This window comes from Streptomyces sp. NPDC051452 (assembly GCF_044454765.1).
In the GTDB taxonomy this organism is placed as follows: Bacteria; Actinomycetota; Actinomycetes; order Streptomycetales; family Streptomycetaceae; genus Streptomyces.
In genome coordinates this window covers 323,137-348,308 of sequence record NZ_JBITEB010000004.1, presented here as the reverse complement: position 1 = coordinate 348,308, position 25,172 = coordinate 323,137, and the positions used below count along the sequence as shown (strand labels likewise).

The following is a 25,172-nucleotide window of genomic DNA, read 5'->3' as shown; positions in this document are numbered from 1 at the left end:
CGCTTCGCTCCGGAGCGGGTGCGCCCGGTACGCTCACCGCCGTGCCACAAGCTGATCAGTCCCAAACCACCCAGAAGGGCGCTTCCGTGACATATCCGGGGCCGCCGCGACCGGTTCAGGTCTCCGCCACATCCCTCGCGGAACTGGCCGATCAGCTGGGTGCGGCCGCTCCGGCCGGCTCCGCCGAGGTCACGGGGATCACCCACGACTCGCGTGCCGTGCGCCCCGGCGACCTGTACGCCGCCCTGCCGGGCGCCCGCCTGCACGGCGCGGACTTCGCCACCCAGGCCGCGAGCCTCGGCGCGGTCGCCGTGCTCACCGATCCCGCGGGCGCCGAGCGCGCCGCCGCCACCGGACTGCCCGTCCTGGTGGTCGACGACCCGCGCGCGCGGATGGGCGAACTCGCTGCGACGATCTACGGCCGGCCCGGCAATGACCTGCTCCAGATCGGCATCACCGGCACCTCCGGCAAGACCACCACCGCCTACCTCGTCGAGGGCGGCCTGAGGACGGCACGCTCCACCGGCCTGATCGGCACGGTGGAGATGCGCATCGGCGACGAGCGCATCAAGTCCGAGCGCACCACCCCGGAGGCCACCGACCTGCAGGCCCTGTTCGCCGTCATGCGCGAACGCGGTGTCGAGGCGGTCGCCATGGAGGTCTCCAGCCACGCCCTGGTCCTCGGCCGGGTCGACGGCTGCGTCTTCGACATCGCCGTCTTCACCAACCTCAGCCCGGAACACATGGAGTTCCACTCCGACATGGAGGACTACTTCCGGGCCAAGGCACAGCTGTTCACGCCGGAGCGCAGCCGGCTCGGCGTCGTCAACGCCGACGACGACTACGGCCGCCGGCTGGCGCGGGAGGCGACCGTGCCGGTCGTCACCTTCTCCGCCGAGGGCCACCCCGACGCCGACTGGCGCGCCCAGGACGTCCAGGTCGGACCCCTGGACTCCACCTTCACGGTCCTCGGCCCGAACGGCGAGCGCCTGCACGCCAGGTCCCCGCTGGCGGGCCCCTTCAACGTGGCGAACACCCTCGCCGCCATCGTCGCCCTGGCCGTGGCCGGTCTCGACCCGCAGACCGCCGCCGACGGCGTCGCCGCCGTACCCGGCGTCCCCGGCCGCCTGGAGCGCGTCGACGCCGGGCAGCCCTACCTCGCGGTCGTCGACTACGCCCACAAGACCGACGCGGTCGAGTCGGTGCTGAAGGCGCTGCGCAAGGTCACCAAGGGCCGGGTGCACGTCGTCCTCGGCTGCGGCGGCGACCGCGACCAGACCAAGCGCGCCCCGATGGGCGCCGCCGCGGCCCGGCTCGCCGACACGGCCGTACTGACCTCCGACAACCCCCGCTCCGAGGATCCCCTCGCGATCCTCGCGGTCATGCTCCAGGGCGCGGCCTCCGTGCCCGCGCACGAACGCGGCGAGGTGCTCCTGTTCGAGGAGCGGGCCGCCGCGATCGCCGCCGCCGTCGGCCGCGCACAGCCCGGCGACACCGTCCTGGTCGCCGGCAAGGGACATGAGCAGGGCCAGGACATCGCCGGCGTGATCCGTCCCTTCGACGACCGCCAGGTGCTTCGCGAAGCTATCCAGAAGACCCAGGGATGAACTTGTGATCGCCCTCTCCCTCGCCGAGATCGCAGCAGTCGTCGGCGGGCAGACACACGACATACCGGATCCGTCCGTCCAGGTCACCGGGCCGGTCGTCCGGGACTCCCGCGAGGTGGTGCCCGGCAGCCTGTTCGCCGCGTTCGTCGGCGAGCGCGTGGACGGCCACGACTACGCGTCGCAGGTCGTCGAGGCGGGCGCGGTCGCCGTACTGGCGTCGCGCCCGGTCGGCGTGCCCGCGATCGTGGTCGAGGACGTGCAGACCGCTCTCGGTGCCCTCGCCCGGCACGTCGTACGCCGGCTCGGCGCGACCCTCGTTGCCCTGACCGGCTCGGCGGGCAAGACCAGCACCAAGGACCTCATCGCGCAGGTGCTCCAGCGCGCGGCGCCGACCATCTACACGCCCGGCTCGCTCAACAACGAGATCGGGCTGCCGCTCACCGCCCTGTCCGCCACCGAGGAGACGAAGTTCCTCGTGCTGGAGATGGGTGCCCGCGGCATCGGCCACATCCGCTACCTCACCGAGCTGACGCCCCCCAAGGTCGGCCTGGTCCTCAACGTCGGCACCGCCCACATCGGCGAGTTCGGCGGCCGCGAGCAGATCGCCCAGGCCAAGGGCGAACTGGTGGAGTCCCTGCCCGAGGACGGGACCGCCGTCCTCAACGCCGACGACCCGCTGGTGCGCGCCATGGCCTCCCGTACCAAGGCGAAGGTGGTCCTTTTCGGAGAGTCGGCCGAAGCGGACGTACGCGCCGAGAACGTACGACTCACGGACAGCGGACAGCCCGCCTTCAGCCTTCACACACCCTCCGGTGCAAGCGATGTGACCATGCGCCTGTACGGTGAGCACCACGTGTCGAACGCGCTCGCCGCGGCCGCCGTCGCCCATGAGCTGGGCATGTCCGCAGCTGAGATCGCCACCGCGCTCTCCGAGGCGGGCTCCCTCTCCCGCTGGCGCATGGAGGTCACCGAGCGCCCGGACGGCGTGACCATCGTCAACGACGCCTACAACGCCAACCCCGAGTCCATGCGGGCCGCCCTCCGGGCGCTCGCGGCCATGGGCAAGGGGCGCCGCACGTGGGCGGTGCTCGGCAAGATGGCCGAGCTGGGGGACGAGGCGCTCGCCGAGCACGACGCCGTCGGACGGCTCGCCGTCCGGCTCAACGTCAGCAAGCTCGTCGCCGTCGGGGGGATTGAGGCCTCCTGGCTGCAACTGGGCGCATATAACGAGGGTTCGTGGGGTGAGGAGTCGGTGCACGTGTCCGACGCACAGGCGGCGATCGACCTGTTGCGCAGCGAGTTGCGCCCGGGGGACGTCGTGCTCGTGAAGGCGTCCCGTTCGGTGGGGCTCGAGAGCGTTGCCCAGGCGCTCGTCGAGAGCGGTGCCGAGGGTGAGGTTGCCGACCGATGATGAACCAGATCCTGTTCTCGGGAGTCATTGGTCTCTTCCTGACCCTGGTCGGCACCCCGCTGCTGATCAAGCTGCTCGCCCGCAAGGGCTACGGCCAGTACATCCGTGACGACGGCCCGCGCGAGCACGCCAGCAAGCGCGGTACGCCGACCATGGGTGGCATCGCCTTCATCCTGGCCACGGTCGCCGCCTACTTCCTCAGCAAGGTGATCACCGGCAAGCCGCCGACGTTCTCCGGGCTGCTGGTGCTCGGCCTGATGTGCGGCATGGGCCTGGTCGGCTTCCTCGACGACTACATCAAGATCGTCAAGCGCCGTTCGCTCGGTCTGCGGGCCAAGGCGAAGATGGCCGGCCAGCTGACCGTCGGCATCGCCTTCGCGGTGCTGTCGCTGATGTTCTCCGACTCGCGCGGCAACACCCCGGCCTCCACCAAGCTGTCGTTCATCACCGACTTCGGCTGGTCCATCGGCCCGGTGCTGTTCGTCGTCTGGGCGCTGTTCATGATCCTCGCGATGTCCAACGGCGTGAACCTGACCGACGGTCTGGACGGCCTCGCCACCGGCGCCTCCGTCCTCGTCTTCGGCGCCTACACCTTCATCGGCGTATGGCAGTTCCAGGAGTCCTGCGCCAACGCCTCGACCCTGACCAACCCCGGCGCCTGCTACGAGGTGCGCGACCCGCTGGACCTCGCGGTGATCGCCTCCGCCCTGATGGGAGCCTGCCTGGGCTTCCTGTGGTGGAACACCTCGCCGGCGAAGATCTTCATGGGCGACACCGGTTCGCTCGCCCTCGGCGGCGTGCTGACCGGCCTGGCCATCCTCTCCCGCACCGAGCTGCTGGTCGCCATCATGGGCGGGCTGTTCGTCCTCATCACCATGTCGGTCGTCATCCAGGTCGGCTCGTTCCGGCTCACCGGCAAGCGCGTCTTCCGGATGGCGCCACTCCAGCACCACTTCGAACTCAAGGGCTGGTCCGAGGTCCTGGTGGTGGTCCGGTTCTGGATCATCCAGGGCATCTGCGTGATCGTCGGACTGGGCCTCTTCTACGCGGGATGGGCAGCGGACAAGTGACCTCCTCGGTGCCTTCGGCGACCTCCGAATTCCAGGGCAGGCACGTCACCGTCGCCGGGCTCGGCGTCTCCGGCGTCCCGGCCGCCAAGGCGCTGCACGCGCGCGGGGCGATCGTCACGGTCGTCAACGACGGCGACGACGCACGCGCGCGTGAGCAGGCCGCGGAGCTGCGGGCGCTCGGCATCACCGTGCGCCTGGGCGACGGGGCGACCCTGCCCGAAGGCACCGAGCTGATCGTCACCGCGCCCGGCTGGCAGCCGGACAAACCGCTGTTCCTGGCGGCCGCGAAGGCGGGCGTGCCGGTCTGGGGCGACGTGGAGCTGGCCTGGCGCCTGAGGGGGCCCGACGCGGCCCCCTGGCTGGCCGTGACCGGCACCAACGGCAAGACCACCACCGTGCAGATGCTCGCCTCCATCCTGACGGCCGCCGGCCTGCGCACGGCCGCCGTCGGCAACATCGGCGTCTCCCTGCTGGACGCGGTCCTCGGCGAGGAGCGGTACGACGTCCTCGCCGTGGAGCTGTCCAGCTACCAGCTGCACTGGGCGCCCTCGCCGCGCCCCCACTCGGCCGTCGTGCTGAACCTCGCCCCGGACCACCTCGACTGGCACGGCTCCATGGAGGCCTACGCCGCCGACAAGGGCCGTGTCTACGAGGGGAACCGGGTCGCCTGCGTCTACAACGTGGCCGACGAGCGCACCGAGGAGCTGGTGCGCGAGGCCGACGTGGAAGAGGGCTGCCGCGCCGTCGGGTTCACCCTCGGCGCCCCCGCGCCCTCCCAACTCGGCGTCGTGGAAGGCCTGCTGGTCGACCGCGCCTTCGTGCCGGACCGGCACAAGAACGCGCAGGAGCTGGCCGAGGTCGCCGACGTCAACCCGCCGGCCCCGCACAACATCGCCAACGCCCTTGCCGCGGCGGCCCTCGCGCGCGCCTTCGGGGTGCCGGCCACGGCCGTGCGGGACGGCCTGCGGGCCTTCAAGCCCGACGCGCACCGCATCGCGCACGTCGCCGACATCGACGGCGTCCGTTACGTCGACGACTCCAAGGCGACCAACACCCACGCCGCGGAAGCCTCTTTGGCGGCATATGAACCGATCGTATGGATTGCGGGCGGTCTGGCGAAGGGCGCCACCTTCGACGAACTGGTCGCCGGGGCGGCGAAGCGGCTTCGCGGTGCCGTCCTGATCGGTGCCGACCGGGAGCTGATCCGGGACGCCCTCGCGCGACACGCCCCGGAAGTACCCGTCGTCGACCTCGACCGGACCGACACTGGGGCGATGCTCCAGGCGGTGACGGAGGCGAAGCGGCTGGCTCGGCCCGGCGACACGGTGCTGCTGGCCCCGGCCTGCGCCTCCATGGACATGTTCACCAACTACAACCAGCGCGGTGACGCGTTCGCGGCGGCTGTCCGCGAACTCGGAACGGGCGCCTGACGGCGGGTCTCGGTCACACAGGGTGCTGCGGGACCCTTGGAGGGACGGGTGACTCGGATGTGGCTGAGGTCGGGAGGAGCCGGTGATGTCCGGTAGCCGTACGGGCCGGCCCCCGGTCCAGCGGGCCGTCAAGCGGCCCCCTGCGCCCCGTTTGCCGCGGGAGAACCCCTTCCAGCGGTTCTACACCCGTGCGCGCCGCGCCTGGGACCGGCCGCTGACCGCCTACTACCTGATCGTCGGCGGCAGCGTGCTGATCACCGTGCTGGGTCTGGTGATGGTCTACTCGGCCTCCCAGATCACCGCGTTGCAGCTCTCGCTGCCCGGGTCGTACTTCTTCCGCAAGCAGGCCCTCGCCGCGCTCATCGGCGGCATCCTGCTGTTCGCCGCCTCCCGCATGCCGGTCAAGCTGCATCGGGCGCTGGCCTATCCGATCCTGGCCGGCGCCGTCTTCCTGATGGCCCTGGTGCAGGTGCCGGGGATAGGGATGGCGGTCAACGGCAACCAGAACTGGATCTCCCTGGGCGGCTCCTTCCAGATCCAGCCCAGCGAGTTCGGCAAGCTCGCCCTGGTGCTGTGGGGCGCGGACCTGATCGCCCGCAAACAGGAGAGGAAGCTGCTGGCCCAGTGGAAGCACATGCTGGTGCCGCTGGTGCCGGTCGCCTTCCTGCTGCTCGGGCTGATCATGCTCGGCGGGGACATGGGCACCGCGATCATTCTCACAGCGATCCTGTTCGGGCTGCTGTGGCTGGCGGGCGCGCCGACCCGGCTGTTCGCCGGTGTGCTGTCGGTCGCCGCCCTGATCGGGGTGGTCCTGATCAAGACCAGCCCCAACCGCATGGCCCGCCTCGCCTGCATCGGCGCCACCGAGCCCAAGTCCGGCGTCGCGGACTGCTGGCAGGCCGTGCACGGGATCTACGCCCTGGCCTCCGGCGGGCTGTTCGGCTCGGGTCTCGGCGCGAGTGTGGAAAAATGGGGCCAACTACCCGAAGCCCACACCGACTTCATCTTCGCCGTCACCGGTGAGGAACTGGGCCTGGCGGGGACACTGTCGGTGCTCGCGCTGTTCGCGGCTCTAGGCTATGCGGGTATCCGCGTGGCCGGACGCACGGAGGACCCCTTCGTGAGGTACGCCGCGGGAGGTGTGACCACCTGGATCACCGCCCAGGCGGTGATCAACATCGGTGCGGTGCTCGGTCTGCTGCCGATCGCCGGTGTCCCCCTCCCGCTGTTCTCCTACGGTGGGTCCGCCCTGCTGCCGGCCATGTTCGCCATCGGGCTGCTGATCGCCTTCGCGCGTGACGAGCCCGCTGTGCGGGCGGCGCTCGCGGTGCGGCAACCTCGCTTTGGTAGAAAGCGGGCGGCAGGTCCCGGTGCGGAGCGGGGGCCTCGGAGATGGAACACGATGCGACGGCGCGCCTCGGTGGCGCGCTCGTCCGGAGAGCGGTGAATTTCGGTGCATGTCGTACTCGCCGGCGGGGGGACCGCCGGCCACATCGAGCCCGCGCTCGCCCTCGCGGACGCCCTGCGCAGGCAGGACCCGACCGTGGGTATCACGGCCCTGGGCACGGAGCGGGGCCTGGAGACCCGGCTCGTCCCGGAACGCGGTTATGAGCTGGCGCTGATCCCGGCGGTGCCGCTGCCGCGCAAGCCCACCCCCGAACTGATCACCGTCCCGGGCCGGCTGCGCGGCACCATCAAGGCCGCCGAGCAGATCCTGGAGCGCACCAAGGCGGACGCGGTCGTCGGCTTCGGCGGTTACGTCGCCCTGCCCGCCTATCTGGCCGCCAAGCGCCTCGGCGTGCCCATCGTGATCCACGAGGCCAACGCCCGCCCCGGTCTGGCCAACAAGATCGGCTCGCGGTACGCGGCCCGGGTCGCGGTCTCCACCCCGGACAGCAAGCTGCGCGACGCCCGCTACATCGGCATCCCGCTGCGCCGCTCCATCGCCACGCTGGACCGGGCCGCCGTCCGCCCCGAGGCCCGCGCCCGCTTCGGGCTCGACCCCAACCTGCCCACGCTGCTGGTCTCCGGCGGCTCCCAGGGCGCCCGCCGGCTCAACGAGGTGGTCCAGCAGGTCGCGCCGTGGCTGCAGCAGGCCGGTATCCAGATCCTGCACGCGGTCGGACCGAAGAACGAACTGCCGCAGGTGCAGCAGATGCCGGGTATGCCGCCCTATCTGCCGGTAAGTTACCTGGACCGGATGGATCTCGCGTACGCCGCGGCCGACATGATGCTCTGCCGCGCGGGCGCGATGACCGTCGCCGAACTCTCCGCCGTCGGGCTCCCGGCCGCCTATGTCCCGCTGCCCATCGGCAACGGCGAACAGCGGCTCAACGCCCAGCCGGTGGTCAAGGCCGGTGGCGGACTCCTCGTCGACGACGCGGAACTGACGCCCGAGTGGGTGCAGCAGAACGTGCTGCCCGTGCTCGCCGACCCGCACCGGCTGTACGAGATGTCCCGCGCGGCAAGCGAGTTCGGCCGCCGGGACGCCGACGACCTCCTCGTCGGCATGGTGTACGAGGCGATCGCCTCGCGCCGTTAGGACCGTATGACGAAAGGGCAGTGAGCGTGGCCGGACCGACCACCGCCGAGCGCGGTGAACGCCAGCAGGAGTCGTCCGGCCCGCCGCCCGCCCGCGGGCTCGGAAGACCGCGCGTTCTTGTGATCGTCATTCTGGCCGTGCTCCTCCTGCTGCTCGGGGCCGGTGGCGCCTGGGTGTTGTACGGCTCGCAGTGGCTGCGGGTCGACCACGTCTCGGTGTCCGGCACCCTCGTGCTGAACCCCGCCGAGGTGCGGGAGGCGGCGGCCGTGCCCGTCGGGGCGCCGATGGTCTCCATCGACACCGGCGCCATCGAGACCCGGTTGCGCCGGAAACTGCGCCGCATCGACAGCGTCGACGTGGTCCGGTCCTGGCCCCATGGAATCGGCCTGAAAGTGGTGGAGCGCACTCCGGTTCTGCTGGTCCGAAAGGGCGCGAACTTCGTCGAAGTCGATGACGAAGGTGTGCGTTTCGCCACGGTTTCGCGGGCGCCGATCGGGGTTCCGATGCTGGAATTGTCCCTCTCCCGCGCGGGTTCGGGCGCGGCCGTCTTCCGGCGTTTCGGCACCGATCGCCTGGTGCGCGGGGCCGTCCGGGTCGCCGGCGCCCTTCCGGCCGCCGTGGCGCGGGACACCCGGGCCGTCCGGCTCCGCTCCTACGACGACATCTCGCTGGAGTTGAGGGGCGGCCGCACGGTCGCGTGGGGAAGCGGCGAGAACGGCCGCGCCAAGGCACGAGCCCTCACAGCACTCATGAAAGCAGCTCCCGGCGCCCGGCACTTCGATGTCAGCGTGCCCACCGCCCCTGCGTCATCGGGGAGTTGACGCACATCAGCGCAGGCCAGCACCCTGGTTGGGCACTGCTATGCCTGATCACATAGGGTGAAAAGAAAAACGGGAGGTTCGGCGTGTTCGTTGAACGGGCGCCACTTGTCGACTTAGTGTCCTGTTCAGAAGACTCCAGGGAACAGACACACTGGTAACCCTAAACTTCAAGGTTAGGGTTCGGGTCGGCGCTACGGACCGTCCCATTCGGCATCTGTCGTCCACGCGCGGGGCACCGCACGGCGGCGACAACGTAATTCGAGGCGAGAGGCCTTCGACGTGGCAGCACCGCAGAACTACCTCGCAGTCATCAAGGTCATCGGTGTCGGCGGCGGTGGTGTCAATGCCATCAACCGGATGATCGAGGTCGGTCTCAAGGGTGTCGAGTTCATCGCCATCAACACCGACGCGCAAGCGCTGTTGATGAGCGACGCCGACGTCAAGCTCGACGTCGGCCGTGAACTCACCCGGGGACTCGGCGCCGGAGCCAACCCGGCCGTCGGCCGCAAGGCCGCAGAGGACCACCGCGAGGAGATCGAGGAGGTCCTCAAGGGGGCCGACATGGTCTTCGTGACGGCCGGCGAGGGCGGCGGCACCGGCACCGGCGGCGCGCCCGTCGTGGCCAACATCGCCCGCTCGCTCGGCGCCCTCACCATCGGCGTGGTCACGCGCCCGTTCACCTTCGAGGGACGGCGCCGCGCCAACCAGGCCGAGGACGGCATCGCGGAACTCCGCGAAGAGGTCGACACCCTCATCGTCATCCCCAACGACCGGCTGCTGTCCATCTCGGACCGCCAGGTCTCGGTCCTGGACGCGTTCAAGTCCGCGGACCAGGTCCTGCTCTCCGGTGTCCAGGGCATCACCGACCTCATCACCACGCCCGGCCTGATCAACCTCGACTTCGCCGACGTCAAGTCGGTCATGTCCGAGGCGGGTTCCGCCCTCATGGGCATCGGCTCGGCCCGCGGCGACGACCGCGCGGTGGCCGCGGCCGAGATGGCGATCTCCTCGCCGCTGCTGGAGGCGTCCATCGACGGCGCCCGTGGCGTGCTCCTGTCCATCTCCGGCGGTTCCGACCTCGGTCTGTTCGAGATCAACGAGGCCGCCCAGCTGGTCAGCGAGGCCGCCCACCCCGAGGCCAACATCATCTTCGGCGCGGTCATCGACGACGCCCTCGGCGACGAGGTCCGGGTCACCGTCATCGCGGCCGGCTTCGACGGCGGCCAGCCGCCGGCCCGCCGGGACAACGTCCTCGGTTCCACCTCCGCCTCCGCATCGGCCCCGAGCCGTCGCGAGGAGCCCGCGCCCGCCCGGCCGGTGGAGCCCAGCCGCCCCTCCTTCGGCTCGCTCGGCAGCGTGAAGCCGAAGGAGGAGCCGGAGCCGGAGCCGGCCCCCGAGCCGGTGGCCGAGATCCCGGTCACCCCCGCCCCCCGCACCTACGCGGACAGCGCGGCCGAGGAACTGGACGTCCCGGACTTCCTCAAGTGATAGGACGGCGCGAGAGCGTGAGCGGCGCGCACTTCGCCTTCACCGACCGGTGGGGCGGGGTGAGCGCCGCTCCGTATGAGGAGCTCAACCTCGGCGGCGCGGTCGGTGACGCGCCCGAGGCGGTGCGCGGGAACCGCAAGCTGGCGGCCGAGTCGCTGGGCCTGGACGCGGACCGGGTGGTCTGGATGAACCAGGTCCACGGCGCCGACGCGATCGTCGTCGACGAGCCGTGGGGCGAACGCCCGGTGCCCGGGGTCGACGCGATCGTCACCGCCCGGCGCGGACTCGCCCTCGCCGTGCTCACCGCCGACTGTGTGCCGGTCCTGCTGGCGGACCCCGTCGCCGGGGTCGCCGCCGCGGCCCACGCGGGCCGGCCCGGGCTGGTCAAGGGGATCGTCCCCGCCGCCGTCCGGGCCATGGTCGAACTCGGCGCCGAACCGGGCCGGATCGTCGCCCGTACCGGACCGTCCGTGTGCGGCCGGTGCTACGAGGTGCCGGAGCCGATGCGGGCCGAGGTGGCCGGCGTCGAGCCGGCGGCGCACGCCACGACGAGCTGGGGCACTCCGGCGGTCGACGTGAGCGCCGGGGCGCACGCGCAGCTCGACCGGCTCGGGGTGTGCGACCGGTGGCAGTCGCCGGTGTGCACGCTGGAGTCGAAGGATCACTTCTCGTACCGCCGCGACCGCACCACCGGGCGGCTCGCGGGCTATGTGTGGCTGGACTGATGGGGCATGACGGACCGTAGAACCGAACTCGCCGCGAACCTGGCGAAGGTGGAGGAACGCATCGCCGCCGCATGCGCGGCCGCCGGGCGCGAGCGGGCGGATGTGACCCTGATCGTGGTCACCAAGACCTACCCGGCGAGCGATGTGCGGATCCTGGCGGACCTCGGCGTGCGCCATGTCGCCGAGAACCGCGACCAGGACGCGGCACCCAAGGCGGCCGCCTGCGCGGATCTGCCGCTGGAATGGCACTTCGTCGGTCAGTTGCAGACCAACAAGGTCCGTTCCGTGGTCGGTTACGCCGATGTCGTGCAGTCCGTCGACCGGTCCCGGCTGGTCACGGCGCTGTCGAAGGAGGCCGTGCGCGCCGGGCGCGAGGTGGGCTGCCTGATCCAGGTCGCGCTCGACGCGGACGCGAACGGCCGGGGCGAGCGCGGTGGCGTGGCCCCCGGTGCCGTCGAGGAGTTGGCCGCACTCGTCGCCGGCTCGCCCGGACTGCGGCTGGACGGCCTGATGACCGTCGCCCCGCTCGCCGGGGAGTACGCGGGACGCGAACAGGCGGCGTTCGAGCGGCTCATGGATTTGTCGACTGACCTGCGCCGAGCCCATCCGGCTGCAACCATGGTGTCGGCAGGGATGAGTGCGGACCTCGAACAGGCCGTGGCGGCCGGAGCGACACATGTGCGCGTCGGCACTGCGGTACTCGGAGTCCGCCCCAGGCTCGGGTAACGTCGCCAAGAAGTCGGACCACAGCAGAAAATATGGTCAATGCCTGTGAAGACGGGCGCAACGACCTCGTGGATCGCGGGCACTTGGCAGTAGTCGGTCGATCCACCACAGAGCGGAGGACTCAGAGCATGGCCGGCGCGATGCGCAAGATGGCGGTCTACCTCGGCCTCGTGGAGGACGATGGGTACGACGGCCGCGGATTCGACCCCGACGACGACTTCGAGCCCGAACTGGACCCGGAGCCCGAGCGGGACCACCGACGGCACGAGTCGTCACACCAGTCGCATGGCGCGCATCAGTCCCAAAGGGACGAAGAGGTGCGAATCGTGCAGCCGCCCGCACCGCGCGAACCGGTGGCCCGTTCGACTTCGCTCGCCGCGGAATCGGGGCGCCCCGCGCGGATCGCGCCCGTGGCATCCATCACACAAGAACGTCAGTCCCTGGAGAAGAACGCGCCGGTGATCATGCCCAAGGTCGTGTCGGAACGAGAGCCGTACCGGATCACCACACTTCACCCGCGGACCTACAACGAGGCCCGTACCATCGGGGAACACTTCCGTGAGGGCACCCCGGTGATCATGAATCTGACTGAGATGGACGACACAGACGCGAAGCGACTTGTCGACTTTGCGGCCGGTTTGGTGTTTGGTCTTCACGGCAGTATCGAGCGGGTGACGCAGAAGGTGTTCCTGTTGTCTCCTGCTAACGTCGATGTCACGGCGGAGGACAAGGCCCGCATCGCAGAGGGCGGGTTCTTCAACCAGAGCTGAGAAGCACAACCGGATCGAAGTACGGAAGAGCACGGAGCAGGGGAGAGGGAAGCGCAGACCATGAGCGTGTTCGCACTGGTGGTCCACACCGCGCTGCTGGTGTTCCTCGTGGTGCTCATCTTCCGGCTGGTCATGGACTACGTCTTCCAGTTCGCCCGCTCGTGGCAACCCGGCAAGGCGATGGTGGTCGTACTGGAGGCCACCTACACTGTCACCGATCCACCGCTGAAGCTTCTGCGGCGGTTCATCCCGCCGCTGCGTCTCGGGGGCGTGGCGCTCGACCTGTCCTTCTTCGTACTGATGATCATCGTTTACATCCTCATCTCCCTGACAAGCCTGGCGAGATGAATATGGACGATACGGTCTTGCCGACTGCCGATGACTACGTTGAGGTGAAGAGATGCCGTTGACCCCCGAGGACGTGCGGAACAAGCAGTTCACGACCGTCCGCCTCCGAGAAGGCTATGACGAGGACGAGGTCGATGCCTTCCTCGACGAGGTCGAAGCCGAACTGACCCGTCTGCTCCGCGAGAACGAGGACCTGCGCGCCAAGCTCGCCGCGGCCACGCGCGCCGCCGCGCAGAACCAGCAGAACATGCGCAAGCCCCCGGAGCAGGACCAGCAGCACCCTCAGCAGCAGCAGGGCATGCGAGGTCCCGGCCAGCCGGTGCCCGCCGGGATATCGGGCCCGCCGCAGCAGCAGATGGGCGGCCCCATGGGTGGCCCGCCCCAGCTGCCGAGCGGCGCCCCGCAGCTGCCCGCCGGTCCCGGTGGACAGGGCGGCCCGCAGGGTCCCGGCCCGATGGGTCAGGGCCCCATGGGCCAGGGTCCGATGGGTCAGGGTCCGATGGGCCAGGGCTCCATGGGCCAGGGCTCGATGGGTCAGGGCCCCATGGGTCAGGGCTCGATGGGTCAGGGCTCCATGGGCGGACAGCCGCCCATGCAGCAGCAGATGGGCGGCCCGATGGGCGGTCCCATGGGCGGCCCGATGGGTGGCCCCGGTCAGGGTCCCGGTGGCGACAGCGCCGCCCGTGTCCTGTCGCTGGCCCAGCAGACCGCCGACCAGGCGATCGCCGAGGCCCGTTCCGAGGCCAACAAGATCGTCGGCGAGGCCCGCAGCCGCGCCGAGGGTCTGGAGCGTGACGCCCGTGCCAAGGCCGACGCCCTGGAGCGGGACGCGCAGGAGAAGCACCGCGTCGCGATGGGCTCCCTGGAGTCCGCCCGCGCCACGCTGGAGCGCAAGGTCGAGGACCTGCGCGGCTTCGAGCGCGAGTACCGCACGCGTCTGAAGTCGTACCTGGAGTCCCAGCTCCGTCAGCTGGAGACCCAGGCCGACGACTCCCTGGCGCCGCCGCGCACTCCGGCCACCGCGTCCCTGCCGCCGTCCCCGGCGCCCTCCATGGCCCCGGCCGGCGCGAGCGCCCCGTCCTACGGCGGCAACCAGGGAATGGGTGGCCCGTCCGCTCCGGCCGGCCCGTCCTACGGCGGTCAGCAGCAGATGTCCCCGGCCATGACCCAGCCCATGGCCCCGGTCCGGCCGCAGGGCCCGTCCCCGATGGGCCAGGCTCCCTCGCCGATGCGCGGGTTCCTGATCGACGAGGACGACAACTGAGCACCGGGCACGGTGAGTAGTACGCCATAGGCGTCGGCAGCGTTCAGGGCGGGACCCCGGATCACCATCCGGGGTCCCGCCCTTTTTACGCGGGTTGCGGAGCAAGTGCCGAGTGGCCGCCGCCGTACAGCCAGTGCCCAGCGGAAGGGCCCGGTCTCCAGGAGGAGACCGGGCCCTTCGAGCGAAGCCGACGCGTACGACTCGCGTCCACGCCTCGTGCCGACGCCGTGCGCTGACGGCGTGTACCTACGCCGTGCGCTTACGCCTTGCGCAGCCGGAACGTGAGGGACAGTCCCTCGTCGGTGAACGGCTCGCCGAAGCTGTCGTCGGCCTCGCCCTGGCGGAAGTCGGTCGCCAGGACCTCGTCGGAGATCAGCCCCGCGTGCTCGGTCAGCGCCGCGATCACCGCGGGGTCGGTCGAGGTCCAGCGCAGCGCGATCCGGTCGGCCACGTCCAGGCCGCTGTTCTTGCGGGCCTCCTGGATCAACCGGATCGCGTCACGGGCCAGACCGGCCTGCCGCAGCTCCTCGGTGATCTCCAGGTCCAGGGCGACCGTGGCACCGGAGTCGGAGGCCACCGACCAGCCCTCGCGCGGGGTCTCGGTGATGATCACCTCGTCGGGCGCGAGGGTGACCGTCTCGCCGTCGACCTCCACGGACGCCGTGCCCTCCCGCAGGGCGAGGGACAGCGCCGCGGCGTCGGCGGCGGCGACGGCCCGGGCCACGTCCTGCACCCGCTTGCCGAACCGCTTGCCGAGCGCACGGAAGTTGGCCTTGGCGGTGGTGTCGACCAGCGAACCGCCGACCTCGGACAGGGAGGCCAGGGAGGAGACGTTCAGCTCCTCCGTGATCTGCGCGTGCAGCTCCCGGTCGAGGGAGTCGAAGCCGGCGGCCGCGATCAGCGCGCGGGACAGCGGCTGACGCGTCTTGACGCCGGACTCCGCACGCGTGGCACGGCCCAGCTCCACCAGCCGGCGCACCAGGACCATCTGCCGCGACAGCTCCGGGTCGATCGCCCCGAGATCCGCCTCCGGCCAGGACGCCAGGTGCACCGACTCCGGCGCGCCCGGGTCGACCGGGACGATCAGGTCCTGCCAGACCCGCTCGGTGATGAACGGGGTGATCGGCGCCATTAGCCTGGTGACCGTCTCCAGCACCTCGTGCAGGGTGCGCAGCGCGGCCTTGTCGCCCTGCCAGAAGCGGCGGCGCGAACGGCGGACGTACCAGTTCGACAGGTCGTCGACGAACGCGGACAGCAGCTTGCCGGCGCGCTGGGTGTCGTACGCCTCCAGCGCCTGGGTGACCTGGTCGGTCAGCGCGTGCAGTTCGGACAGCAGCCAGCGGTCCAGCAGCGGGCGGTCGGCCGGCGCCGGGTCCGCCGCGCCGGGCGCCCAGTTCGACGTGCGGGCGTACAGCGCCTGGAAGGCGACCGTGTTCCAGTACGTCAGCAGGGTCTTGCGGACGACCTCCTGGATGGTGCCGTGGCCGACCCGGCGGGCCGCCCAGGGGGAACCGCCGGCCGCCATGAACCAGCGCACCGCGTCGGCGCCGTGCTGGTCCATGAGCGGGATCGGCTGCAGGATGTTGCCCAGGTGCTTGGACATCTTGCGGCCGTCCTCGGCCAGGATGTGGCCGAGGCAGACGACGTTCTCGTACGACGACCTGTCGAAGACGAGCGTGCCGACGGCCATCAGCGTGTAGAACCAGCCGCGGGTCTGGTCGATCGCCTCGGAGATGAACTGCGCCGGGTACCGGCTCTCGAACAGCTCCTTGTTCTTGTACGGGTAACCCCACTGCGCGAACGGCATCGAGCCCGAGTCGTACCAGGCGTCGATCACCTCCGGCACGCGCGTGGCCGTCTTCCCGCAGCCGTCGTGACGGCAGGCGAAGGTGACCTCGTCGATGTACGGACGGTGGGGGTCCAGGTTCGACTGGTCGGTGCCGGTCAGCTCGGTCAGCTCCGCACGGGAGCCGACGCAGGTGAGGTGGTCGTCCTCGCAGCGCCAGATGGGCAGCGGGGTGCCCCAGTAGCGGTTGCGGGACAGCGCCCAGTCGATGTTGTTGTTCAGCCAGTCGCCGAAGCGGCCGTACTTGACCGTCTCCGGGAACCAGTTGGTCTTCTCGTTCTCCTGGATGAGACGGTCCTTGATCGCCGTCGTGCGGATGTACCAGGAGGGCTGCGCGTAGTAGAGAAGCGCGGTGTGGCAGCGCCAGCAGTGCGGGTAGCTGTGCTCGTACGGCAGGTGCCGGAAGAGGAGGCCGCGCTGCGCCAGGTCCTCGGTGAGCTTCTCGTCGGCCTTCTTGAAGAAGACGCCGCCGACGAGGGGGACGTCCTCCTCGAAGGTGCCGTCGGGACGGACCGGGTTGACCACGGGCAGGCCGTAGGCGCGGCAGACCTTCAGGTCGTCCTCACCGAACGCGGGGGACTGGTGGACCAGACCCGTGCCGTCCTCGGTGGTGACGTAGTCGGCGTTGACCACGTAGTGCGCCGGCTGCGGGCTCTGCCCATCGGTTCCCTCGCCGACGGTCGGGAACTCCACCAGCTCGAAGGGGCGCTGGTAGGTCCAGCGCTCCATCTCGGCGCCGGTGAAGCTCTGGCCCGTGGGTTCCCAGCCCTCGCCGAGCGCCTTGCCGAGCAGCGGCTCGGCGACGACGAGCTTCTCCTCGCCGTCGGTCGCGACGACGTAGGTGACGTCCGGGTGCGCGGCGACCGCCGTGTTGGACACCAGGGTCCACGGGGTCGTCGTCCACACCAGGAGCGCGGCCTGGCCGGCGAGCGGACCGGAGGTGAGCGGGAAGCGGACGTACACGGACGGGTCGACGACCGTCTCGTAGCCCTGCGCCAGCTCGTGGTCGGACAGGCCGGTGCCGCAGCGGGGGCACCAGGGGGCGACGCGGTGGTCCTGGACCAGCAGGCCCTTGTCGAAGATCTCCTTGAGCGACCACCAGACCGATTCCATGTACTCGGGGTCCATGGTCCGGTAGGCGTCGTCCAGGTCGACCCAGTAGCCCATGCGGGCCGTCAGCTCGGCGAAGGCGTCGGTGTGCCGGGTCACCGAGGCGCGGCACTTGTCGTTGAACTCGGCGATGCCGTACGCCTCGATGTCCTGCTTGCCGGAGAAGCCGAGCTCCTTCTCGACGGCCAGCTCGACGGGCAGGCCGTGACAGTCCCAGCCCGCCTTGCGGGCCACGTGGTAGCCGCGCATGGTGCGGAAGCGGGGGAAGACGTCCTTGAAGACGCGGGCCTCGATGTGATGGGCGCCCGGCATGCCGTTGGCGGTGGGCGGGCCCTCGTAGAACACCCACTCGGGGCGGCCCTCGGACTGCTCCAGGCTCTTGGTGAAGATCTTCTGGTCGCGCCAGAAGTCGAGCACGGCGTGCTCAAGCGCGGGCAGGTCGACCTGGGCGGGCACCTGGCGGTACGTCGGCGCTGTCATCTGCGGGCATCCTCCAACGGACTTGCTGCCTTCCGTCGGAGGGACGAGAGCCTTCGTTCCTGCTTACGCCGTGTGCGGCGCGCTCCCGCGGTACCACCCTCCTTGGCTCCCCGCCGCGCCGTAGGCGCCGGTGAGCCCCCTCATTGGGGTCGCGAAGCCGGTTCTACTCGCCGCTGCTCGTTCGCTGCGGCTTTCCTCCGGCGGCTCCGGGGTGATCTTCACGTCGCGCTGGCCCCCGGGCTCACACCGTCCCCGGGTCGCTCTGGGCTGCGTACGCCGCTACTCGTCCCCATCCACGCTTCTCGCTCCGCCCAGTGTACGGCGCCGCACGGACAGCGGCGGACCGCTTTTCCCGGGACGGGCCCGGCGGCCCCCGGGACCGGCCGCGGTGACCCGAATGGTCAGGGGACGCGCACTCGGGTCCGGGGAGGGCCGGGCCGGCGGATCTCCCGGCGGATTACCCGGCGGGGAGCGGGGCACAACGGATGCATGCCCGCGGCACTGGGGTGCGGGCGGGCGAATCGGGCGGTGTGCCCCGTTGCCGAGCGGCTCAAGTCGATTTATCGTCCCAGCACGATTCACGTGCAATATCACAATATGTGAAGGGGTCGCGGCATGGTGGCGAAGAAGACCGCCGTACAGCAGCCGGCGACCGGCCGGCCCGGTGGCGCGGCCGCCTCCGGAGGGACGGCCACCTCCGGTGGCTCCGGTGGCGAGGCGAAGGGGGCGGCCGGGAAGAGGACCACACGCGCGGGCACCGGCTCGACCGGGCGGGCGGGGCCGCCGAAGAACCCGGCGGAGAAGGCGGCGACGGAGAAGGACACGACGCAGAAGGACGCGACGCGGAAGAACGCGACGCGGAAGAACGCGACGCGGAAGAACGCCGGGGAGGAGCCGGCGACCGCGCGGGTGGCGGCCAAGAAGCCCGCGGCCGGGAAGGCCACCGCGAAGAGGACGGCCACGGTGGCGCCGAAGAAGGCCGCGGTGAAGAAGGCCGTGGCCCAGGAGACGGAGCAGGCGAAGGAGAACGGGGGGACGAAGACGGCCGCCAGGAAGACAGCGGTCAAGAAGACCGCGGACAAGAAGACCACGACCAGGAAGAACGCGGTCGAGAAGACCACGGCCGAGATGACCGCGACCAAGAAGACAGCGGCCGGGAAGACCGCCGTCGGCGGGGTGGGCGGGAAGAAGGCGTCGGCCGGGAAGGCGGTCGCCCAGGAGGTCCCGGAAGAGCGTTCGGCGGCGAAAGGGGCGGTGACGGAGGAGCAACCGGTGGCGGGGAACGCCGCCGGTGAGAAGGCGGGTGGCGAGCACGCCTCCACGGAGGCGGCCGCGAGGAACACGGCCAAGAAGGCGGGCGCGGCGCGGGCCGCGAAGCAGACGGGAGCCACGACAGTGGTTGCGAAGAAGACTCCTGGCACGGCCACGGCCAAGACGGGCGTACCCAGGGCGCGCATCAGCGCGGCGGAGCCCGGCGAGCTGGCGGTGCGCCCGGGCGAGGACCCCTGGACCCCGGAAGAGGTCGCGGAGGCCCGCGCGGAGCTGCAGTCCGAGATGGAGCGGCTGCGCGAGGAGATCAGCTCCTCGGAGGCGGCCCTGGTCGGGCTGATGCGGGACTCCGGGGACGGCGCCGGTGACGACGACGCGGACACCGGTACGAAGAACATCACGCGGGAGCACGAGATGGCGCTGGCCGCCAACGCGCGCGAGATGCTGACCCAGACCGGGCGGGCCCTGGAGCGGCTGGACGCGGGCACCTACGGCCTGTGCGAGAACTGCGGGAACCCCATCGGCAAGGCCAGGATGCAGGCCTTCCCGCGGGCCACCCTGTGCGTGGAGTGCAAGCAGAAGCAGGAACGCCGCTCCTGAGCGTGTGGGCCACTCGGGGCGTGACGTACTCTCGTGCTTTGTCAGGCACCTAGGTTGAGGGACTCACGTGGCAGAGGCGGAGCGCATCATCGGTACGCCGGACACCCCGGACGACAGCGACGAGCGGACGACGGCGGCCGGCACGGCAGCCGGATCCGGTGTGCCCGCCGGGACCGGTGCGTCCGGCGCGGGCGAGCCGCAGTCGCCGGTGGTGCGGACCGGGCGCGGACGCCGGATCGCCGTGCTGTTCGCGGTGGCCGCGTTCGCCTACGCCGTCGACCTGATCAGCAAGCTGCTCGTGGTCGCGAAGCTGGAGCACCACGCGCCCGTCGAGGTGGTCGGGGACTGGCTGGAGCTGCACGCCATCCGCAACCCGGGCGCGGCCTTCGGCTTCGGCGCGGCCTTCACGATCATCTTCACGCTCATCGCCGCCGCCGTGATCGTGGTGATCATCCGGCTGGCCCGCAAGCTCTACAGCTTCCCCTGGGCCGTCGCGCTCGGCCTGCTGCTGGGCGGCGCGCTCGGCAACCTCACCGACCGCGTCTTCCGGGCCCCCGGGATCTTCGAGGGCGAGGTCGTGGACTTCATCGCGCCCAAGGGCTTCGCGGTGTTCAACCTCGCCGACTCGGCGATCGTGTGCGGTGGCATCCTGATCGTGCTGCTGTCCTTCCGCGGCCTCGACCCGGACGGTACGGTCCACAAGGACTGAGCAGGCTCGTTCGGTGCCTCGTGGCCCGTCCGGCATACTCGACGGGTGAGTACGCTTCCCGAGATCCGAACCCTGCCCGTGCCCGACGGCCTGGAGGGCGAGCGCGTCGACGCCGCCATCTCCCGCATGTTCGGCTTCTCCCGCACGAAGGCCGCGGAGCTGGCCGCTGCCGGCAAGGTCCAGGTCGACGGCGCGGTGGTCGGCAAGTCCGAGCGGGTCAGCGGCGGCGCCTGGCTGGAGGTCGAGATGCCGCAGGCGCCCGCGCCGGTGCAGGTGGTCGCCGAGCCGGTCGAGGGCATGGAGATCGTGCACGACGACGACGACGTGGTCGTGATCGTCAAGCCGGTCGGCGTGGCCGCGCACCCGTCGCCTGGCTGGTCCGGCCCCACGGTCATCGGGGGTCTCGCGGCCGCCGGCTACCGGATCTCGACCTCGGGCGCCGCCGAGCGCCAGGGCATCGTGCACCGTCTCGACGTCGGCACCTCGGGCCTGATGGTGGTCGCCAAGTCGGAGCGGGCCTACACCTCGCTCAAGCGCCAGTTCAAGGAGCGCACGGTCGACAAGCGCTACCACACCCTGGTCCAGGGCCACCCGGACCCGACGAGCGGCACCATCGACGCCCCCATCGGCCGCCACCCGAACCACGACTACAAGTGGGCGGTCACGGCCGAGGGCAAGCCCTCCGTCACCCACTACGACCTCATCGAGGCCTTCCGCTCCGCCTCCCTGCTGGATGTGAAGCTGGAGACCGGACGCACCCACCAGATCCGCGTCCACATGGCCGCCCACCGCCACCCCTGCGTCGGCGACCTCACCTACGGCGCCGACCCGACCATCGCCAAGCGGCTGCGGCTGACCCGCCAGTGGCTGCACGCGGTGCGGCTCGGCTTCGAGCACCCCGGGGACGGCCAGTGGGTGGAGTTCGAGAGCGACTACCCCGAGGACCTGCGGGCGGCACTCGACCAGGTCCGCGAGGAGACGTACGCGTGAGCGCGCCGTACACCGTCCGGATCGCCGAGGATCCCGCCGACCGCGAGGCCTGCTTCGCGGTCCGCAAGGAGGTCTTCGTCGTCGAGCAGGGCGTCGCCGAGGACATCGAGTACGACGCCTACGACGCCGGCGCCGTGCATGTGCTGGCGATCCGCGAGGACGGCCTGCCGCTCGGCACCGGGCGGCTGCTGCACGGGGCGGCGGCGGCCGGGAAGACCGGCGGGGACCCGGCGGTCGGCTCCCTCGGCCGGCTCGCGGTCTCCCGCGAGGCGCGTGGACTCGGGGTCGGCGCGGCCCTGGTGCGGGCCATCGAGGACGCGGCCCGCGCGCGCGGCCTCACCGCGGTGGACCTGCACGCGCAGACCCACGCCCTGGGCTTCTACGAGCGCCTCGGCTACGTGGCGTACGGCCCGGAGTTCCCGGACGCGGGTATCGCGCACCGCGCCATGCGCCGCGCCCTGTAGCAGCACGCTTTCCCGTGGACCGGATGGCAGGCTTGGGGCCTGCCGTGTGATCGTCGACCCCGGAGCGCCGTCCGTGGATCAGTTGAGCCTGCTGTTCGTGCTGCTGCTCGGAGCCCTGGTGAGCGTCCCGGTGGGCGACCGCTTCGGGGTGCCGGCGCCGGTGCTGATGACGCTGTTCGGCGGCGTCCTGGCGGTGGCCGACTTCGTGCCCAACGTGGACATCCCGCCGGACCTGATCCTGCCCGCGCTGCTGCCGCCGCTGCTGTACGCCGCCGTGCGGCGCACCTCCTGGCGGCAGTTCGCGGCCAACGTCCGGCCGATCTTCCTGCTGGCCGTCGCCCTGGTGTTCGTGACGATGGTGTGTGTGGCATTCGTCGCGAACGCGATCGTGCCCGGGCTGCCGATCGCCGCCGCCGTCGCGCTCGGGGCCCTGATCGCCCCGCCCGACCCGGTCGCCGCGACGAGCGTCGCCGGGCAGCTCGGGCTGCCGCGCCGCCTGGTGTCGATCCTGGAGGGCGAGGGGCTGTTCAACGACGTCACCGCCATCGTGCTCTACCACGTGGCGATCGCCGCCGCCGTGAGCGGCGCGTTCTCGCCCTGGCAGGCCGCTCTGGACTTCGTGCTGTCCGCCGTGGTCGCGGTGGCGGTGGGCCTGGCGCTGGGCTGGGGCGCGAACAAGCTGATGGACCTGCTGGGCGATCCGACCCTGCAGATCGGCATGACGCTGCTGGTGCCGTACGCCTCCTACGTGCTCGCGGAGAAGCTGCACGGCTCGGGGGTGCTCGCCGTGCTCACCACGGCCCTCTTCCTCGCCGAGTACGCGACCGGAGCCGACGATGTGATGACCCGGCTTGCCGGGCACACCTTCTGGGACATCATCGACACCCTCGTCACCGGCGTCGCCTTCGGGCTCATCGGTCTGGAGCTGCACAACGCCATCCGCACGGCGGAGGGCCGGTGGGGCGAGATGCTCGGCTGGGCGGCCGCGGTCGCCGGTGTGGTGATCGTCGTACGGCTGGTGTGGCTGCTGCCCGCGACCTGGCTGACCAAGCGGCTGCACGCCCGCCGGCACTACGAGGAGGAGATCCCGGTCAGCTGGCGGGAGACCGTCGTGATGTGGTGGTCCGGGATGCGCGGGGTGGCCTCCGTCGCACTGGCGCTCGCGGTGCCGCTGAAGACCGGGGACGGCTCGCCCTTCCCCGACCGCGACGAGATCATCTTCATCGCCTTCGGTGTGATCGTGGCCACACTCGTGCTCCAGGGACTGACGCTGCCCTGGCTGGTGAAGCGGCTCGGGGTGCAGGCCGACTCCGAGCGGGAGAAGGAGTTCGAGAAGCAGCTCGCGGTGCGGGCCGCGAAGGCGGCGAAGCGCCGGCTGCGGGAGATCGAGCAGGTGGAGGAGCTGCCCGAGGACCTGTCCGAGCAGATGCTGCGCCGGGCCTTCGACCTGGGGTTCCGGATCAGTCCGGACGTGGCCGAGGAGGAACGCCGCGAGGCGCAGCAGCAGCGCGCCAAGCGGCTCAAGCGGGTGCGGCGCATCCAGGGCGAGATGCTGAGCGCCGCCCGGCACGAGGTGCTGGCGGCGCGCAGCGAGCCCGGCGCGGATCCGGAGATCGTGGACCGGGTGCTGCGGCATCTCGACGTACGGAGCCTGCGCTGACGGCCCCCCCGGGGATCAGCCGTGGCCCGTGCGCGGGAACTCGTAGGCCTTGCGCAGTGACGAACTGTCGGGGGACGGGATGCGGTACGGCGGCAGCACCGCCTCCGAGGTGTTGACCCGGGGGAGCGCGTACGGGTGCTCCGTCGACAGCCAGGTGATCATCTGCTCGCGGACCGCGACGCGCACCGTCCATATGTCGTCGGCGTCCTTCGCGGTCACCAGCGCCCGGACCTCCATGGTGTTCGCGGTGGTGTCGGTCACCACCAGGTTGTAGGCGCGGCCGTCCCAGGCCGGGCACGTGCGCAGGATGTCGCGCAGCTTCTCGCGCATCGCCTCCACCGGCGCGCTGTGGTCGAGGTGCCAGAAGACGATGCCGGTCATCTGCGGGGTGCCGCGGGACCAGTTCTCGAACGGCTTGGACGTGAAGTACGACACCGGCATGGTGATCCGGCGCTCGTCCCACGTCCGCACGGTCAGGAAGGTCAGCGTGATCTCCTCGACCGTGCCCCACTCGCCGTCCACGACGACCGTGTCACCGATGCGCACCATGTCGCCGAAGGCGATCTGCAGGCCCGCGAACATGTTGGACAGCGTCGACTGGGCGGCGACACCCGCCACGATGCCCAGGATGCCCGCCGAGGCCAGCAGCGAGGCGCCGGCCGCGCGCATCGCGGGGAAGGTGAGCAGCATCGACGCGATCGCCACCACGATGACGATCGCGGACACCACCCGCATGATCAGCTCCACCTGTGTGCGCACCCGGCGGACCCGGGCGGCGTCCCGGTGGGCGCGCGCGTAGCGGGAGTACGACGTCTCGACGACCGCGGCGGCGATCCGGATCGCCAGCCAGGCCGCGGAGCCGATCAGCACCAGGGTCAGGGTCTGGCCCAGGCCGGCCCGATGCGCCTCCAGGAGCTTCGCCTGGTCGTAGGAGCCTCTGAGCAGGGCGGCGCACAGCACGAGCTGATAGGGGATGCGGCCCCGCCGCAGCAGCTCCCACAGCGGTGACTCGGTATTGCTCTCGTCGGCTTTGCGCAGCAGTCGGTCGGTGGCCCACCCGATGGCCACGGTGAGCAGCACCGAGCCGCCGAGGACGATCAGGGGGCGGAGTACGTTCTCCATGACAGGGCGCCTAACCCGGCTCGCGGGTCGATGAACATGTGTGTTCCCGGCTCGTCTGGGTAGGGCCGCGGTCCGGCGGTGCCGTTCCCGGCTGGCACCATGGCCTCATGGACATCATGCTCTTTCACTCGACCTACGGGCTCGGGCCCGCGGTGCGCGCGGCCGCGGACCGGCTGCGCGCGGCGGGCCACGTGGTGTGGACGCCGGACCTCTTCGAGGGGCGCACGTTCGACACCGTCGAGGAGGGCATGGCGTACAAGGAGGAGCTGGGCAAGGAGGAACTGCTCAAGCGGGCCGTGCTTGCGGTGGCGCCGTACACGGACCGGGGCCTGGTATACGCCGGGTTCTCCCTCGGCGCCTCCGTCGCCCAGACCCTCGCCCTCGGTGACGACAAGGCGCGCGGGCTGCTGTTGCTGCACGGCACGTCCGACCTGGCGCCGAACGCGCGAGTGGAGGAGTTGCCGGTGCAGCTGCACGTGGCCGAGCCGGACCCGTTCGAGACGGACGACTGGCTGACCGCCTGGTATCTCAGCATGGGCCGGGCGGGCGCCGACGTGGAGGTCTACCGCTACCCCGGCGCCGGGCACCTCTACACCGATCCCGAGCTGCCCGACTACGACGCGGAGGCCGCCGAGGCCACCTGGCGGGTGGCGCTCGGCTTCCTTGAATCCCTTCGGCCGCAGTGACGGCGCGCGCGTGACATCGCGCTGAGCGGGTCAC

21 protein-coding genes are annotated in these 25,172 nt (G+C 71.0%); 19 read left to right on the top strand and 2 right to left on the bottom strand.

Features of this window, described 5'->3' with window-relative positions; all coding sequences use genetic code 11:
- Positions 1-86 precede the first annotated feature (86 nt).
- The 13 genes from ACIBA9_RS13810 to ACIBA9_RS13750 all read left to right on the top strand — a co-directional run bounded on the left by ACIBA9_RS13810 (position 87) and on the right by ACIBA9_RS13750 (position 14,202).
- Positions 87-1,607 carry a UDP-N-acetylmuramoyl-L-alanyl-D-glutamate--2,6-diaminopimelate ligase gene (locus ACIBA9_RS13810; protein ID WP_399362633.1) on the top strand — a complete coding sequence of 507 codons (1,521 nt, stop codon included), beginning with the start codon at positions 87-89 and terminating at the stop codon, positions 1,605-1,607.
- A 4-nt stretch (positions 1,608-1,611) separates the two neighbouring features.
- Positions 1,612-3,018 carry a UDP-N-acetylmuramoyl-tripeptide--D-alanyl-D-alanine ligase gene (gene murF, locus ACIBA9_RS13805; protein ID WP_399362631.1) on the top strand — a complete coding sequence of 469 codons (1,407 nt, stop codon included), beginning with the start codon at positions 1,612-1,614 and terminating at the stop codon, positions 3,016-3,018.
- Positions 3,015-4,088 (top strand): phospho-N-acetylmuramoyl-pentapeptide-transferase, encoded by a 1,074-nt coding sequence (gene mraY / locus ACIBA9_RS13800; protein ID WP_399362629.1) that lies wholly within the window; start codon positions 3,015-3,017, stop codon positions 4,086-4,088. Before murF ends, mraY begins: the two co-directional genes overlap by 4 nt.
- Positions 4,070-5,518: a UDP-N-acetylmuramoyl-L-alanine--D-glutamate ligase gene (gene murD, locus ACIBA9_RS13795; RefSeq protein WP_399362627.1), complete on the top strand. Its 1,449-nt coding sequence runs from the start codon at positions 4,070-4,072 to the stop codon at positions 5,516-5,518. The genes mraY and murD overlap by 19 nt, the downstream gene beginning before the upstream one ends.
- Positions 5,519-5,603: 85 nt before the next feature.
- Entirely contained in the window at positions 5,604-6,965 is a 1,362-nt protein-coding gene (gene ftsW / locus ACIBA9_RS13790) for a putative lipid II flippase FtsW (RefSeq protein ID WP_362153933.1), read from the top strand.
- A 6-nt stretch (positions 6,966-6,971) separates the two neighbouring features.
- Positions 6,972-8,060, top strand: a complete 1,089-nt coding sequence (murG, locus tag ACIBA9_RS13785; RefSeq protein ID WP_362153931.1) for an undecaprenyldiphospho-muramoylpentapeptide beta-N-acetylglucosaminyltransferase — start codon at positions 6,972-6,974, stop codon at positions 8,058-8,060.
- A gap of 26 nt (positions 8,061-8,086) precedes the next feature.
- Positions 8,087-8,881 (top strand): cell division protein FtsQ/DivIB, encoded by a 795-nt coding sequence (locus tag ACIBA9_RS13780; protein ID WP_399362625.1) that lies wholly within the window; start codon positions 8,087-8,089, stop codon positions 8,879-8,881.
- Between the two features lie 279 nt (positions 8,882-9,160).
- Positions 9,161-10,369: a cell division protein FtsZ gene (ftsZ, locus tag ACIBA9_RS13775; RefSeq protein ID WP_362153927.1), complete on the top strand. Its 1,209-nt coding sequence runs from the start codon at positions 9,161-9,163 to the stop codon at positions 10,367-10,369.
- On the top strand, positions 10,366-11,094 hold the full coding sequence (gene pgeF, locus ACIBA9_RS13770; RefSeq protein WP_393898688.1) for a peptidoglycan editing factor PgeF: 729 nt from the start codon (positions 10,366-10,368) through the stop codon (positions 11,092-11,094). The genes ftsZ and pgeF overlap by 4 nt, the downstream gene beginning before the upstream one ends.
- Before the next feature lie 6 nt (positions 11,095-11,100).
- A complete protein-coding gene (locus ACIBA9_RS13765; RefSeq protein WP_362153921.1) occupies positions 11,101-11,820 on the top strand; it encodes a YggS family pyridoxal phosphate-dependent enzyme in 720 nt (239 codons plus the stop codon).
- Positions 11,821-11,948: 128 nt separating this feature from the next.
- On the top strand, positions 11,949-12,590 hold the full coding sequence (locus tag ACIBA9_RS13760; RefSeq protein WP_066992671.1) for a cell division protein SepF: 642 nt from the start codon (positions 11,949-11,951) through the stop codon (positions 12,588-12,590).
- A 60-nt stretch (positions 12,591-12,650) separates the two neighbouring features.
- Positions 12,651-12,938 carry a YggT family protein gene (locus tag ACIBA9_RS13755; protein WP_353600731.1) on the top strand — a complete coding sequence of 96 codons (288 nt, stop codon included), beginning with the start codon at positions 12,651-12,653 and terminating at the stop codon, positions 12,936-12,938.
- A 52-nt stretch (positions 12,939-12,990) separates the two neighbouring features.
- Positions 12,991-14,202, top strand: coding sequence for a DivIVA domain-containing protein (locus ACIBA9_RS13750; protein ID WP_399362621.1), 1,212 nt, complete (start codon positions 12,991-12,993; stop codon positions 14,200-14,202).
- 259 nt (positions 14,203-14,461) lie between these two features.
- Here ACIBA9_RS13750 and ileS read toward each other — a convergent pair whose 3' ends face one another.
- Positions 14,462-17,638, bottom strand: a complete 3,177-nt coding sequence (gene ileS / locus ACIBA9_RS13745) for an isoleucine--tRNA ligase (protein ID WP_399362619.1) — start codon at positions 17,636-17,638, stop codon at positions 14,462-14,464.
- Positions 17,639-18,253: 615 nt separating this feature from the next.
- Between ileS and ACIBA9_RS13740 the strand changes: the two genes are divergently transcribed.
- From ACIBA9_RS13740 to ACIBA9_RS13720, 5 genes are all read left to right on the top strand, one after another.
- Positions 18,254-19,507 carry a TraR/DksA C4-type zinc finger protein gene (locus ACIBA9_RS13740; protein WP_399362617.1) on the top strand — a complete coding sequence of 418 codons (1,254 nt, stop codon included), beginning with the start codon at positions 18,254-18,256 and terminating at the stop codon, positions 19,505-19,507.
- Between the two features lie 67 nt (positions 19,508-19,574).
- Positions 19,575-20,216, top strand: coding sequence for a signal peptidase II (gene lspA / locus ACIBA9_RS13735; protein ID WP_399362616.1), 642 nt, complete (start codon positions 19,575-19,577; stop codon positions 20,214-20,216).
- A 45-nt stretch (positions 20,217-20,261) separates the two neighbouring features.
- Entirely contained in the window at positions 20,262-21,206 is a 945-nt protein-coding gene (locus ACIBA9_RS13730) for an RluA family pseudouridine synthase (protein WP_399362614.1), read from the top strand.
- Complete coding sequence (locus tag ACIBA9_RS13725; RefSeq protein WP_399362612.1) at positions 21,203-21,670, top strand: GNAT family N-acetyltransferase; 468 nt, start codon at positions 21,203-21,205, stop codon at positions 21,668-21,670. Before ACIBA9_RS13730 ends, ACIBA9_RS13725 begins: the two co-directional genes overlap by 4 nt.
- A gap of 73 nt (positions 21,671-21,743) precedes the next feature.
- Entirely contained in the window at positions 21,744-23,330 is a 1,587-nt protein-coding gene (locus ACIBA9_RS13720; protein ID WP_399362610.1) for a Na+/H+ antiporter, read from the top strand.
- A 15-nt stretch (positions 23,331-23,345) separates the two neighbouring features.
- Here the strand turns inward: ACIBA9_RS13720 and ACIBA9_RS13715 are convergent, their stop codons facing one another.
- Entirely contained in the window at positions 23,346-24,452 is a 1,107-nt protein-coding gene (locus ACIBA9_RS13715; protein WP_399362608.1) for a mechanosensitive ion channel family protein, read from the bottom strand.
- 107 nt (positions 24,453-24,559) lie between these two features.
- Here ACIBA9_RS13715 and ACIBA9_RS13710 point away from each other — a divergent pair, with 107 nt between their 5' ends.
- Positions 24,560-25,138 carry a dienelactone hydrolase family protein gene (locus ACIBA9_RS13710; protein WP_399362606.1) on the top strand — a complete coding sequence of 193 codons (579 nt, stop codon included), beginning with the start codon at positions 24,560-24,562 and terminating at the stop codon, positions 25,136-25,138.
- Positions 25,139-25,172: the final 34 nt, after the last annotated feature.